This window comes from Pseudocolwellia sp. G5-9 (assembly GCF_055808995.1).
Genome location: NZ_CM147893.1, coordinates 2,671,607 through 2,685,167 on the forward strand (window position 1 = coordinate 2,671,607; position 13,561 = coordinate 2,685,167).

General features: G+C 36.6%; 14 protein-coding genes. 3 read left to right on the plus strand and 11 right to left on the minus strand.

The annotated features are described in order from the left end of the window. Window positions 1-17: 17 nt before the first annotated feature. Genes gspG through gspC form a run of 5 tightly spaced genes read right to left on the minus strand, consistent with a single transcriptional unit; the run spans window position 18 to window position 6,411 of the window. Window positions 18-473 (minus strand): type II secretion system major pseudopilin GspG, encoded by a 456-nt coding sequence (gene gspG / locus AC0L5Q_RS11460; protein ID WP_473608135.1) that lies wholly within the window; start codon window positions 471-473, stop codon window positions 18-20. 55 nt (window positions 474-528) lie between these two features. Continuing rightward, window positions 529-1,752 carry a type II secretion system inner membrane protein GspF gene (gspF, locus tag AC0L5Q_RS11465; protein ID WP_473608139.1) on the minus strand — a complete coding sequence of 408 codons (1,224 nt, stop codon included), beginning with the start codon at window positions 1,750-1,752 and terminating at the stop codon, window positions 529-531. A gap of 14 nt (window positions 1,753-1,766) precedes the next feature. Then, on the minus strand, window positions 1,767-3,296 hold the full coding sequence (gene gspE, locus AC0L5Q_RS11470; RefSeq protein WP_473608141.1) for a type II secretion system ATPase GspE: 1,530 nt from the start codon (window positions 3,294-3,296) through the stop codon (window positions 1,767-1,769). 2 nt (window positions 3,297-3,298) lie between these two features. Then, a complete protein-coding gene (gene gspD / locus AC0L5Q_RS11475) occupies window positions 3,299-5,407 on the minus strand; it encodes a type II secretion system secretin GspD (RefSeq protein WP_473608144.1) in 2,109 nt (702 codons plus the stop codon). Between the two features lie 44 nt (window positions 5,408-5,451). Further along, window positions 5,452-6,411, minus strand: a complete 960-nt coding sequence (gspC, locus tag AC0L5Q_RS11480) for a type II secretion system protein GspC (protein WP_473608148.1) — start codon at window positions 6,409-6,411, stop codon at window positions 5,452-5,454. Window positions 6,412-6,614: 203 nt separating this feature from the next. Here gspC and hslR point away from each other — a divergent pair, with 203 nt between their 5' ends. Next, window positions 6,615-7,022 carry a ribosome-associated heat shock protein Hsp15 gene (hslR, locus tag AC0L5Q_RS11485; RefSeq protein WP_473608151.1) on the plus strand — a complete coding sequence of 136 codons (408 nt, stop codon included), beginning with the start codon at window positions 6,615-6,617 and terminating at the stop codon, window positions 7,020-7,022. Window positions 7,023-7,025: 3 nt separating this feature from the next. Further along, window positions 7,026-7,895 carry an Hsp33 family molecular chaperone HslO gene (hslO, locus tag AC0L5Q_RS11490; protein WP_473608155.1) on the plus strand — a complete coding sequence of 290 codons (870 nt, stop codon included), beginning with the start codon at window positions 7,026-7,028 and terminating at the stop codon, window positions 7,893-7,895. Window positions 7,896-7,966: 71 nt separating this feature from the next. Here hslO and AC0L5Q_RS11495 read toward each other — a convergent pair whose 3' ends face one another. Next, window positions 7,967-8,707 carry a TIGR04219 family outer membrane beta-barrel protein gene (locus tag AC0L5Q_RS11495; protein ID WP_077342532.1) on the minus strand — a complete coding sequence of 247 codons (741 nt, stop codon included), beginning with the start codon at window positions 8,705-8,707 and terminating at the stop codon, window positions 7,967-7,969. 11 nt (window positions 8,708-8,718) lie between these two features. After that, window positions 8,719-9,711: a DUF2333 family protein gene (locus AC0L5Q_RS11500; RefSeq protein ID WP_473608162.1), complete on the minus strand. Its 993-nt coding sequence runs from the start codon at window positions 9,709-9,711 to the stop codon at window positions 8,719-8,721. 167 nt (window positions 9,712-9,878) lie between these two features. Between AC0L5Q_RS11500 and AC0L5Q_RS11505 the strand changes: the two genes are divergently transcribed. Beyond that, a complete protein-coding gene (locus AC0L5Q_RS11505; RefSeq protein ID WP_473608165.1) occupies window positions 9,879-10,607 on the plus strand; it encodes an enoyl-CoA hydratase-related protein in 729 nt (242 codons plus the stop codon). Window positions 10,608-10,673: 66 nt separating this feature from the next. Here the strand turns inward: AC0L5Q_RS11505 and AC0L5Q_RS11510 are convergent, their stop codons facing one another. From AC0L5Q_RS11510 to dusA, 4 genes are all read right to left on the minus strand, one after another. Further along, on the minus strand, window positions 10,674-11,021 hold the full coding sequence (locus AC0L5Q_RS11510) for a hypothetical protein (protein WP_473608170.1): 348 nt from the start codon (window positions 11,019-11,021) through the stop codon (window positions 10,674-10,676). A 47-nt stretch (window positions 11,022-11,068) separates the two neighbouring features. After that, entirely contained in the window at window positions 11,069-11,278 is a 210-nt protein-coding gene (locus AC0L5Q_RS11515; protein ID WP_077342524.1) for a PspC domain-containing protein, read from the minus strand. Window positions 11,279-11,432: 154 nt separating this feature from the next. Next, window positions 11,433-12,095, minus strand: coding sequence for a phage shock protein PspA (gene pspA, locus AC0L5Q_RS11520; protein WP_473608176.1), 663 nt, complete (start codon window positions 12,093-12,095; stop codon window positions 11,433-11,435). Window positions 12,096-12,499: 404 nt separating this feature from the next. Further along, entirely contained in the window at window positions 12,500-13,516 is a 1,017-nt protein-coding gene (gene dusA, locus AC0L5Q_RS11525) for a tRNA dihydrouridine(20/20a) synthase DusA (RefSeq protein ID WP_473608180.1), read from the minus strand. Window positions 13,517-13,561 lie beyond the last annotated feature (45 nt).

Genomic DNA, 13,561 nt, shown 5'->3' on the forward strand with positions numbered 1-13,561 from the left:
AAATGACTTGGGTTAGTTTATTGGTAATCAGCTAAGTTCCAGTTACCAATATCATCTTCAGTACCGGCTTCACCGTCTGGTCCCATTGAAAATATATCGTACTTACCATTTTCACCTGGATTTAATAATTGATACTCGTTGCCCCACGGATCTTTTGGAAGACGTTTGATATAACCTTCTTCTGGAAAACGGCGCGGTAAAGGCTCAATATCAGTTTCAGTTGTTAAAGCTTCTAGGCCTTGTTCTGTTGTTGGGAAATTGTAATTATCTAATTTGTACATGCTTAAAGACGTTTCCAGTGCATTAACGTCTGATACTGCTTTTTGCATATTAGCTCGGTCTTGGCTGCCAATTAAGTTAGGTACAACCATGCTGGCTAATACGCCCAATATTACAATAACAACCATAACTTCTAATAACGTAAAGCCTTTGGTTTTAGTGATAACTTTTGATGAATTTTGAAACGTTTTCATTTGATCTTTCCTGATTTAAGTCTGTAATAATTCGATTAAATAAGAGCTACTTAGTTCAACTACCTATTAAAGTATTTAACTGTAATATGGGTTGTAATATCGCCATAACAATGAACAAAACAACACCTGCCATTGTTATCATTAATATAGGCTCGAAAGCTTTAAGTGAAATACTCATTAAGGCTTCAAACTCTCTATCTTGGTTATCTGCGGCTCTGCCTAGCATATGTTCTAGCTGACCACTTTTTTCTCCACTGGCGATCATATGAAGCATCATAGGCGGAAATAATTTTGTTTGCTCTAAAGAAACCCGTAAACTGGTGCCTTCTCTTACTTTGTCTGCGGCTTCTTTAACTTTTTGTTTAATGTATAAGTTATCAAGTACTTCCCCCGAAATGGTCATACTTTCTAATAAGGGTACGGCACTTGCGGTTAAAATACTTAACGTTCGCGCAAATCGTGCAGTATTTACCCCTTTAGCAACTTTACCTATACCGGGAATTTTAATAAGCCGTTCATGGGTATTAAACCTAAACTTAGGTTTTTGCATTAATCGTGAAAAACCAACAATAAGCCCCATAATTAGCAACACAATAAACAAACCATAAGATTTTAAAAAGTCGCTACTAGCAATCAAAAATTGTGTTGTTGCTGGTAAATTAGCGCCCATGTGTTCAAATTGCCCGACAATTTTAGGTACTACGGCAGTCAGTAAAATCGCCACAACACCTACAGCAACTACCGTCATAATAACGGGATAAACCAGTGCTTGGATCATTTCTGAACGTAATTTTTGACGTTGCTCGGTGTAATCAGCTAATCGATTAAGTACTTTGTCTAAATGTCCTGATTTTTCACCTGCAGCAACCATAGCACGGAATAAATGATTAAATATGTGAGGGTATTCAGACATACTTTCGGCTAAACCATAACCTTCGGTGACCTTGGTTCGTACCGCCATGATCATACTTTTCAAGCTGTTTTTGTCACACTGTTCAGCTACGGCAATCAAAGACTCTTCTAACGGAAGGCCTGATTCAACCAGTGTAGCAAGTTGACGCGTTATTAAGGCAAGTTCTGACGCTGAGACCTTTTTACTAGCGCCAAACTTACCTTTGCTTGACGACTTTTTGTTTCTTTGTAAGCTAGGGCTAACCTCTGTGGGCATTAAACCTTGATCACGTAATAAACTTCTAACGTGTCTTGCGGTATCGCCTTCTATAACACCTTTTTTAGTTTTACCTCGGCTATCAACGGCTTGATAATCAAATGCTGCCATATACTATGTTTACCTTATCCTTCTCTGGTAACACGTAAAACTTCTTCAAGTGTTGTTATACCTAACATCACTTTATTAAAGCCGTCGCGTCTTATGCTTCGAGTGCTTTTACGGATAAATTTCTCAATAGCCTGCTCTCCTTGGCCATTATGAATAAGTTCTCTTACGGTATCGTCTACGTATAACAATTCGTGAATACCTGTTCGGCCTTTATAGCCTTTAAAATTACACTCACCACAGCCTTTTGCTCTATAAATAGGTTGAGTATTGTTATCAGGTAGATCAAGTAATTTTTGTTCTTCGATGTCAGGTAAATGACTTTCACGACAATGCGGACATAAGGTACGCACTAATCGTTGCGCTAATACACCCAATAAACTTGAAGATAAAAGGAAAGGTTCAACCCCCATATCTTCCATACGCGTAACAGCACCTGCGGCTGTATTGGTATGCAGTGTAGATAAAACAAGGTGACCGGTTAAACTGGCTTGTACTGATATTTGCGCGGTTTCTAAGTCGCGAATTTCACCTACCATAACTACATCAGGATCTTGTCTTAAAATAGCTCGTAAACCTCGGGCGAAGGTCATGTCTACTTTAGTATTAACTTGTGTTTGCCCTATTCCTTCAATGGCAAATTCAATAGGATCTTCAACCGTTAGAATATTACGTTCTTTACTGTCAATTTGTGATAAACCAGCATAAAGCGTGGTACTTTTACCTGAACCCGTAGGGCCGGTAACTAGGATAATACCGTGTGGTTTTTCAATTATTTTTGAAAAGCTCTCGCGCGTATCTTCTGCCATCCCTAAATCTTTTAGGTTTAAGCGAGCTGCATTTTTATCTAACAAACGTAAAACTACACGTTCTCCATGTCCCGTAGGCATAGTAGATACACGTACATCTACCGCACGACCACCAATTCTTAATGAAATACGGCCATCTTGCGGAATACGTTTTTCTGCGATATCAAGCTTCGCCATAACTTTAATACGAGAAACTAGCAGAGAAGCGAGTTTTTTATTAGGTTTTAAAACTTCGCGTAAAACGCCATCAACTCTAAAGCGAATTAACAAAGCATTTTCAAACGTTTCGATATGAATATCTGACGCACTTTCTTTGATCGCTTCACTTAACATAGCGTTGATCAGCTTGATGATTGGTGCATCATCTTCGTTTTCAAGTAAATCTTCACTTTCCGTCATTTCATCAGCAAGAGAATATAAGTTAACTTCGTTACCTATATCTTCCATCATCTGTTTTGCTTCCGATGAATCTCTTTGGTATGCGACAGTTAACGCTAATTCAAACTGACTAGAGCTTTCTACTTGAATGCTAAAAGGCGCTTTAAGTACTCGGCGTACTTCTAATAAAATTTCGGCATCGACATTTTCTAAACAATGTAAAACATAGCCTTTTTCTTTTTGAGAAATAAGTACGCTATGTCGTTTAGCAAAGCCAAAGGGAAGCTGGTGTTGCTCAAGAATATGCTCAACATCAGCTTCATCTGCAATTAACGCAGCTTGTGTATCAAGTTCGCTCATTACTATTGTTCTTGCTTTGTGTTAGATGTATCTATGATATCGATAGGACCAACTTCTTTATTATTCATGTATTCATCAAAAGAAGGTGGTAATTCAAGTTCGTCATTCCACTTAGGTAGTAAAGGTAATTTAGAGTCATCCATTAGTTCTAAACCTTCTTCTTGCTTACGCATTTCATCAGCACGAATATAGTTATATTTATCTTTACTAATTTTACTCATCGACTCGCCATCACGAATAATGGTGGCCTTTAAAAACACCATTAAATTACGTTTACGCTTAGTATTACTGGTTGATTTAAATAATGCTCCTATAATAGGAATATCACCTAACAGTGGTACTTTTTGTTCGCTTTCTTGCACATCTTCATCAATCAAACCACCAAGTACGATAGTGCTGCCACTATCCGCCATTATGGTTGTTTTAATTTCACGTTTGTTAATAGCAATATCGACACCTGTTGCACCACTTACTGATGATACTTCTTGCTCTATAGTAAGCTGTACTGCATTACCTTCATTAACTTGTGGGGTTACTTTTAGTTTTATACCTACTTCTTGACGGTCAACCGTTTGAAATGGATTAGCATTATTACTACCTGTTGCAGAACCAGTAATAATTGGAATTTCTTGTCCCACTAAAAAGTAAGCTTCTTCGTTATCCAGCGTGGTTATACTGGGTGTTGACAATATGTTTGAGTTGGTATCAGAGCTTACCGCTTGTAACACGGCTCCAATGTCACCTCTTAAAAAGCCTGTAACTAAACCACTGGCTGAACCTAAGACTTGGCCAAGAACGCTGTAATCCCCAACAATATCAGGTTGATCAGGATTAACGGTGGTAGTGCCATCACTGTTAGTAACAGTTGAACCTTTCTCTCCGTCTGTTGGTTCAGCAGCCAATATACCTGCAGCAACTTGCCCTAAAGGTGCTGGACCATTAGTAAACTGCGTAAAGCCAGCTTGAGGTGAAAACCATTGAATACCTAAATTAATACCGTCAGCTTCAAATACCTCAACAATAATAGCTTCAACATGTACTTGTGCTCGGCGTATATCTAGTTGACGAATAACGGCTTCTAACGAGCGAAGCATATCGGGTTCTGCGGTAATAACAAGCGTGTTTGTATCATCATGAGCATCAATACTGACTTCACGACTTTGACTACCACGGGAAGACGTTTTAGACGTGGTTTTTGTTTCAGATTCTATTGACTTACTAACACCTTGAAGTACTTTAACTAGGTCTTCAGCTTTAGCATATTTCAAATAATAAACACGGGTATTACCATTAGATTCAAGTTCGCTATCTAAGCGTGATATAAGTTTTGCAATACGTTTACGTGCTTGAGACTCACCACTAACAATGACACTATTGGTTCTATCGTCAGCAACAATTTTAGGAATTAAAAACGTGGGTGTACCTGGCTTACCCTGTTCGTTTTTATTCATGGCTTCAATAATACGTACCATTTCACCTGCTGAAGCATATTGAAGTTTAATAATTTGTACATCTTGATCACCGGCTCTATCAACACGCTCAATAACTTGTACTAAACGATTAACGGTAGCAGCAGTACCGGTTAATAAAATAACATTGGCTGGATCGTAGTTAACTACGTTACCACCACCTGACTGATCAGATAATTGGCGTAATAAAGGTACTAACTCACGAACGGTTACGTTTTTTACTTCAACAACCCGTGTAACCATAATATCGCCAACACCTGGATTTTCATCACCAACAACCGGTATAGATGCTGTTTTAGCGTCTTTATTACGAATAATCTTTATTATATTGTTTTCCATTTCAACCGCTGAAAAACCATAAACTTCTATAACATTAAGGAAAACCTGATAATACTGTTCTTCCGTTAACGAATCGTAACTGCGAAGGTTAACCTTTCCCCTAACATTAGGATCTACGATCATGGTTTTATTGAGGTTTTTACCAACAATATTAATAAACTCTGTTATTTCAGTATTTTTAAAATTTGGTGAGTACTTAGCGGCTTGCACTTGCGAGCAAAAAAGTAAAATATTGAATAAAATAGCAGTAGTAAATAAAGTGATAACTCTTTTATACCAAGGCGCAGTAGAAGTCTTGCGCATGAAAAATACCTCATTTGTCATTTATATATCGTCCATTAATACTATTAGTCAATACTATTATCAATACTGAAAAGAATTTCTGTTATGTCACCGTTTCTATCAAGTAGAAGCGATACTTCCCGTTCTTGTTTTAACGCTCTTAGTGCCTGAGCAGCCTCAGATGGCTGGCTTAAGTCGTAACCATTCATTTGAATAGCAACATCACCACTTTTTAAACCTGAAGATTTAAAAAACTCAGGATTTTTTCCTGGCATTAACTGATAACCCACAATTTGTCCATTAGCTCGTTTAGGGCCAATCTTTAAATAGTCGGTAATTTTCCCTGGGTCTTCACTAATGTCATCTCTTAGTGCTTGTGCCTGTTTAGTTAACTCAGCGTTGTCACGTTGGTCTACACGTTGTGGACTATTACTTGGCAGTAAAGGACCACTAATAGTGGTTTTTTCTTTTCTTTTACTTACCTTTATTGGTTTTTTTGATTCGTTATAATCAAAACCATCAAGCATTAAGGTTTCTAATCGACCAGAATGCCTTATATGAACTCTGTCGTTAAAAACACCTTTTAGAACGGCTCGCGTGCCATTAATGGTTTCATCAATCACGTAAATTTCTTGAGCGCCATTATTTTCAATAATTGCCGCAGATCTATCTTCTTGGCTACTAGGAACAACTCCTGTTAGAGTTAAATTTAAACTCGTTTCAGGTGCATCTTCTACCTCTTCAGCTTCTTCAACAGTGGTTGATTCATTATAAAGACCAAATAAATTAAGAGAATGAATACCTGACAAGCTGATGCTTCGAGTAGCGGACTTACTTTGAGTGACATTTCCATTACCGACACTTTGATTATTTTGAGGTAAGTCATCCAAAAATAACCAAGTGATTTTAGCTAATAAATAGGCAATATAAATGAATAAGACTAAACTTATAAGTTTAGCTATTTTAGCGTGAGGTAGCTTTAAAAGTGTTTCCGCGATAGGCGAAAAACGTTGGGATAACTGCATTATATTTTTACGTTATTGGTAACTTCAATTAGCATGCACACGATAATACGTCAGCAAAGCGCTTGCAACAAGCCATCTACACACATTGTAACGATTATTTAATAGCAACATGAACAAAATAAGGTGTTCAATACGCAAAAAGTAGCGAAAAAATTAGCGTTATGATACCTTGCGCGCATTAAAAATAGGGGGTCTATATTATTATGAATAAAAATAATAAAACACAAGAAAATTTATCCGCTCGATTAGATAAATGGCTGTGGGCAGCCCGATTTTATAAAACACGAGCAATAGCTAAACAAATGATTGATGGTGGTAAGGTTTTCTATAACGGCCAAAGAACAAAATCGAGTAAAGCCGTAAATATTGGTGATATTATTAGAGTAAGACAAGGCCATGAAGAAAAAGAAGTACTCGTTATTGCTATTGCAGAAACAAGAAAAGACGCAACTTTTGCTCAAACCCTCTATAACGAAACGAAAGAAAGTATAGAAGTAAGAGAAAAAAATAGCTTAGCTCGACAACAAGGTATTTTATTAAGTCCTGCCAGCGATACTAAGCCAGATAAAAAGCAGCGCCGTAAGTTAAGAGAATTTAAAGAGAGGATATAAACAATGACCATAAATGCAGATGTTCTAAATCGTTACTTATTTGATGACATGCATGTTCGTGGCGAACTTGTGCAACTAAGTAAAACATATCAAGACATTGTTGCCCTCCACGACTATCCAAAAGGTGTAAGTGAGTTATTAGGTGAGCTTGTTGCTGCGACTTGTTTACTAACGGCCACCTTAAAATTTGATGGAGAAATAGCCGTTCAACTGCAAGGCAATGGCCCCGTTGGTTACTTAGCAGTAAACGGTAATCATAATCAAGAAATGCGCGCAATTGCTCGCTCGTTCGACGACGCTACAGGATCAGGCCTAAAAGAACTTATTGGTAAAGGTACGATGGTAATTACCATTCGCCCTACTGATGGTGAACCTTATCAAGGTGTGGTTGCTTTAGAAAAAGATACTTTAGCGGAGTGTTTAGCTCATTATTTTGAAGTGTCTGAACAAATACCAACAAAAATCTGGTTATTTATCGACGAAGTCAATAAACAGATTGCTGGTAGCTTAGTTCAGCTATTACCTGATGCTGACACCAAAGAAAATCAATTAGCTGATTTCGAACATTTATGCCAGCTAACCAATACGATTAAGTCTGAAGAAATATTTACACTCAATGCCGAAGATTTATTGTATCGTTTATATCATCAAGAAAACGTAAGATTATTTGAACCACAAGCGGTTACATATAAGTGCACTTGCTCAGAAGAAAAATGCTTAAATGCTATTGCTCAAGTTGAACCAGTAGAGCTTAAAAGTATTATTGAAGAGCAAGGCAAAGTATCGATGACCTGTGATTACTGCCGAACCACTTACGATTTTGATGAAAAAAAATTAGCCTTGTTTTTAAGTGATGAGCAACAAAGTCATTAATTTGCATTTATTAAAACAAAAACGGGCTGAATATTATCCAGCCCGTTTTTTATATTTATTAGTAGTTATTATTAGAAATGTATCACTGCACCAGCAAATACACCTTTAAAATCAAGCGCTGAATGTAAATCGTCTAAGTCTTCTATTTCAAGTTGAACCGCTCGGTAACCTAAAGTTAAGTTTACATCTACAGCTAAGTTTTCTATCAACTCATAGCTTATACCGACTTGAAAATCGTAAAGAGAGTTGTCATCAAAAGACAAAAAGTTACCTTCACCAAACACGTTAAATCCCGTCCAAGGTAAACCAACATTAGTGTATGCATAAAGCATTGGAACAATACCTGACGCACCTAACCTAGATGAACTTGAACCTTGGCTTAATACAATATCGGTATCAAAGTCTCGGCCAGTTAAACCAAAATCAATAGAGATTAAATCATTATCAAATATTTCATAATATAGCGTGTAATCTGTATAGGTTAAATCAAACGTAGTACTTACTTCGCCATTATAATTTACATCTTGAAACTCAAAGTTAGATAATGTTGTAGCACCATCAGTATCAAGGGTTGTACGAGCTATTTTAATATTGGGTATAAGTGGTAATGGATGTTCAAAAGCAGCATAAAAACTGCCTTGTTCTTGATCAGCTAAATTAAAATCTGCTTGGCTATTATCATTATCACCAAAAGTACCTGATGCTTCGGTTGCCCAAATTTGCCCACCAACGTATAAACCTAATAATGTATCTGCTTGAGCTGACGTTGATAGCACAGCAGAAATAGCTGTCGCTAAAAGTATTTTTTTCATGTTATCCCTTATTATCCTTGGCTTAATAAATCGTTTAAATCAATGAGTGCAGCATTCGCTCGAGAAATGTAGTTAGCCATAACTAATGAGTGATTAGCTAAAACACCAAAGCCACTACCGTTTAATACCATAGGGCTCCAAATAGCTTCTTGGCTAGCCTCTAATTCTCTTATTATTTGTTGTAAACTAACACGAGCATTTTTCTTTTCGAGCACATCGTTAAAATCAATTTCTACCGCTTTTAAAAAATGAAGTAGTGCCCAACAAGCACCTCGAGCTTCGTAAAATTCATTATCAATCGTCCACCAACTTGTTTTTAATTCAACATTAGACGCTGAAAAAGTTGACTGTTGCGCTACACTATCTCCGGCTAAATCAACATTTACTTGCTCACGGCCAACACTTGCACTTAAACGTTGTGAATAACTGCCTAAACGCTTGGTTACTTCACTTATCCAATCGCGCAAGTTATCTGCTCTTGCATAAAATTGAGCTGACTGACTATTTACTTCAGTTAATGCTGTACGATATTTATATAACTCAACCAATGCTTTACCGTACTCGCCTTCTGCACTTGGCATAGCCCAACTTTTGCTGTCTATATTAAATTGTGGTTGAGCGACTTTCAAATATTCATTTTCAATAGATTGAGATTGAGAGCGACTAAACTCTTGGCGCATAACTAACGCCATATCACGTACCATTTCTAATGCACCAAACTCCCAAGACGGAATATTGTCTAAAAATACTGATGGCGGAAGTGCATCGTTTGATAAGTAACCACCAGGTTTTGTTAATAAGGTTTCTGTTACTTTAATTAAAGCAGTTGTGGTTGTATAACCTACGACCGGTGCAACGTTTTCAGCTTTAGCTGCTTTGGTTACTTCTTCTTTAATGTCAAAAGTATCTGGTTCAAAACTCCAGTACACCCCTAATAAATATAAAACGAAAGCAACACCTAAAAACAACGCTATAAACGTTTTGCTAGAAAACTTGGTTATCATGAACAGCTCCTGATACTGGTGATGAATCATAACGATATACCACTAAAAATAGAGTATACACTGGTTAAATAATGATTATTGAATATACACCTCTGTATTTCAGGTATACATTTTCCATATAAAATACTAAGGTTATTGTACTCTAATTTTTACTAAGCTAGAACAAAATGGATAACTTAATTATAACGAACGAAAACCGTAATATTTTAACTATTACAATGAATCGTTTCGACAAAAAAAATGCATTAACCTCTAACATGTATCGCCAACTTGCTACAGCGTTATCTCATTCAAATACAACAAAGAGTATTCATTGTGTAGTAATACAAGGAGATGAAAACTGCTTTTGCGCTGGCAACGATTTACAAGACTTTTTAGAACACCCCGATGATTTTGCTGCCCTTGATTTTATAGCGGCTTTAAATGCACTGAACAAACCTTTAATTGCTGCTGTGGCAGGCCATGCTGTGGGTATTGGTACAACCTTGTTACTACATTGTGACATGGTATTTGCGGCTAACAATAGTAAATTCAAGCTTCCTTTCACCCAATTAGGTTTATGTCCTGAAGCGGGTTCAAGTTCATTGCTGCCAGCTAAAATTGGTCATGTACGTGCATTTGAATTACTGGTTTTAGGTAAAACATTTAACGCTGAACAAGCTTATGATTACGGCCTAATTAATGAAATATGTGATCCACAAGTATTACTTTCTTTAGCTCAAGAAGCTGCACATGCTATTTCAGCCTTACCTACCGATGCGGTTTTAACCAGTAAAAGGCTCATCAAAAAAGAACATTCTTCATTAGAAAACGCAATAATAGAAGAAGGTGATGAATTTAAACGACTTATGAAAAGTGAAGATTGTAAGAACATACTGTCACAATTTTTTAAGTAATCGCCCTTTATTTAAAACACTAAAAAGAAAGGCCATATTAAATGATATGGCTTATCTCCACTCACATTAAGAATGTACTTCTCTATCACCTTTGTTGTCTCTTGCCATTAACCAAACCACAAATGCAACCAATAAAATAGGCCAAAACACGCCCACCATAAACATTACAGCAGCACCTACCCCTAATAAAACAATAAATATAATGGTTCCAAAAACACTCAAAATAATAGCTAAAGCTGCTACAACTAATAAAACAATAACTAATGCAGATACACTTATCGCTTGTATAGGTTCTATTAATTTATCGTGCATATAAATATCGACATCGAGCAACTCTACAAGACTAGTACCCAGCACATAAGTTAAAAATAATGTGGCAACGATAGCTAATAATAGTGATTTAAAAAAAGACATGACAAACTCCCTAATTTCAATAAAAGCATAACTTAACTATTAATAGCTTAACGATTAGGAATAAGTAACGCCGCTACAACATAAGCAACACCCACTACCACAGGAAAAACAAACATAGAAACAACCGCGGCTAACCGCACACCAAAGCGAGGCAAACCATAGTATCTTGCTAAACCACCACATACACCTGACAATTTTTTATGTACGTTATCTTTATAAAGTGTTCTTTTAATTAAATATTCTTGTTCGTATTTCATTATTATCTCCTACAGGCCACTTAACGTAAGCCGATCACCTTGTTAAACGTATACATCAGCCCTGCACTTATAAAAAAGATCATTGCAGGACCAAAACAAATAACAAAAAACATATTCCCAAACATCACAAGCTTCCTTTAAATCAAGTTCAGTTTTAGCCGTTAACTACCTTCTTTTTAAGTTGATCTAATTCATCTTCTATGCGAGCTTGTGCTTCTAGTTCTCTGAACTCGCTTTCTAAGTTTTTAGGTTGAGATAAATCGTAGGCTTCTACTTGTGCTTCAACGCGATCTATTTTTTGTTGGAAGCGTTCAAAACGTGTAATGGCTTCATCAATATTGTGTACAACAGCTTGTGTACGAACTTTTAACCTCACTTCTGCAGACTGCTGACGTAACACATAAGACTGTTGCTTACGTTTGGCTTCAGTTAGTTTTTCTTGTAAGCGATTACCATCATCTTGCACCGCCAGCAAAAACTCATCTAATTTAGCCATATCATCCGTTAAATGAGTTAATTGCTCAGTCGCTTTATGTTTTTCTTTCAAAGCTAATTTGGCTAAATCTTCTCGGTCTTTTTGAATCGCAATTTCAGCTTTGTTATTCCAACCAGCGATACTTTTTTCAACAGTAATAATGTTACGTTGAACTACTTTTTTCTCTGCAATATATTTTGCCGCATTTGCTCGAACTTCACCTAAAGTTTCGTCCATTTCTTGAATGATAAGTTTGATCATTTTTTCTGGATCTTCAGCCTTATCTAACATGCTATTAATATTTGCATTAATAATATCGGTAAACCTTGTAAATAAACCCATGCTTTTATCTCCTATTGTATAAATATGCATTAAATAATTAGCTAAAACCACAACACATTGCGTTGCGCTTCGTTATTACTACAAAGTGTTATTACAAGGTATGTGCCAACTTACAAAAAACACATAACCAACTATTTATTAAAGATTTATTTAAAAAATCAAAACACAAACCATAAAGACATATTATGTCTAAAATTATTTTTTAGTTAAAATAACCATAAAATTAGTTAAATTGACCACAGAGTAAAATCATAAAAGGGAGAGACTAAAGTAATTTAAAAAAGGAAGGTAAAAACAAAAAAGGCCACAATAATTGCAGCCTCATATATACCCGTTATCACTCAAGACGCGTATTTCAGAGCATCTTGAATGGTAACGGGTATAAACAACATCACGAATAAAAATTAGTTACCCACATCACTATCAATAGACACATAGGAATAAGCTTCAAACAACGATTTACTATCAGCTCCTTGCTTACCCGAACAATCACTTAAATGACGCCTAAACTGCCTAGCCCCCGGTAAACCGTTACATAACCCCAACATATGTCGAATTACATGCCATGCTCTACCACCTTCAGCAACATAACGGTCTATATACTCAGCCATATTTTCGAGTACTTCAAGTCTGCTCAATATAGGTGTTTGAGATTGCCATAGCGTTTGATCTACATTACTCAAAAAATAAGGCGATTGATAAATTTCGCGCCCGATCATAACGCCATCAACATGTTCTAAATGAGTTTGAGCTTCTTCTAACGACTTAATACCGCCATTAATAGAAATGGCTACGTTAGAAAAGTCAGACTTAATTTGATAGACACGCTCGTAATCTAATGGCGGTACATCTCTATTTTGTTTAGGGCTTAAACCACTTAACCAAGCTTTACGGGCATGAATAATAAAATGCTCGCATCCCGCTTGCGAAACCGTATCAATAAATTGATGCAAAAACTCGTAACTGTCTTGATCGTCAATACCAATACGAGATTTAACCGTAACAGGAATGTTTACTTGAGCTTGCATGCTTGAAACACACTCAGCAACTAAAGCAGGTTCTCCCATTAAACAGGCACCAAAACGGCCATTTTGAACACGGTCTGACGGACAACCTACGTTAATGTTAATTTCATCGTAACCTAACTGCTCAGCTTTAATAGCACACTCAACCATAGCTTTAGGATCGCTACCACCCAACTGTAGCACAACAGGGTGTTCCGCATCGTTATACGAAAGGTAGTCACCTTTTCCGAAGATAATCGCCCCAGTAGTCACCATTTCGGTATACAAAACCGTATGTTTTGACATAACACGATAAAAATAACGGCAGTGACGATCAGTCCAATCGAGCATGGGTGCAACAGATAAACGATGACTTATTGAATTAACTGGTTTTGTTGGGTTTGCTGGGCTAGACACTTAAAAACACCTTAAACAAATACTGTATAAATAAACATGAATTAC

Coding starts and splice junctions, on each gene's coding strand:
- gspG (WP_473608135.1), bottom strand. CDS start 473: ATGAAAACGTTTCAAAATTCATCAAAAGTTATCACTAAAACCAAAGGC.
- gspF (WP_473608139.1), bottom strand. CDS start 1,752: ATGGCAGCATTTGATTATCAAGCCGTTGATAGCCGAGGTAAAACTAAA.
- gspE (WP_473608141.1), bottom strand. CDS start 3,296: ATGAGCGAACTTGATACACAAGCTGCGTTAATTGCAGATGAAGCTGAT.
- gspD (WP_473608144.1), bottom strand. CDS start 5,407: ATGCGCAAGACTTCTACTGCGCCTTGGTATAAAAGAGTTATCACTTTA.
- gspC (WP_473608148.1), bottom strand. CDS start 6,411: ATGCAGTTATCCCAACGTTTTTCGCCTATCGCGGAAACACTTTTAAAG.
- hslR (WP_473608151.1), top strand. CDS start 6,615: ATGAATAAAAATAATAAAACACAAGAAAATTTATCCGCTCGATTAGAT.
- hslO (WP_473608155.1), top strand. CDS start 7,026: ATGACCATAAATGCAGATGTTCTAAATCGTTACTTATTTGATGACATG.
- AC0L5Q_RS11495 (WP_077342532.1), bottom strand. CDS start 8,707: ATGAAAAAAATACTTTTAGCGACAGCTATTTCTGCTGTGCTATCAACG.
- AC0L5Q_RS11500 (WP_473608162.1), bottom strand. CDS start 9,711: ATGATAACCAAGTTTTCTAGCAAAACGTTTATAGCGTTGTTTTTAGGT.
- AC0L5Q_RS11505 (WP_473608165.1), top strand. CDS start 9,879: ATGGATAACTTAATTATAACGAACGAAAACCGTAATATTTTAACTATT.
- AC0L5Q_RS11510 (WP_473608170.1), bottom strand. CDS start 11,021: ATGTCTTTTTTTAAATCACTATTATTAGCTATCGTTGCCACATTATTT.
- AC0L5Q_RS11515 (WP_077342524.1), bottom strand. CDS start 11,278: ATGAAATACGAACAAGAATATTTAATTAAAAGAACACTTTATAAAGAT.
- pspA (WP_473608176.1), bottom strand. CDS start 12,095: ATGGGTTTATTTACAAGGTTTACCGATATTATTAATGCAAATATTAAT.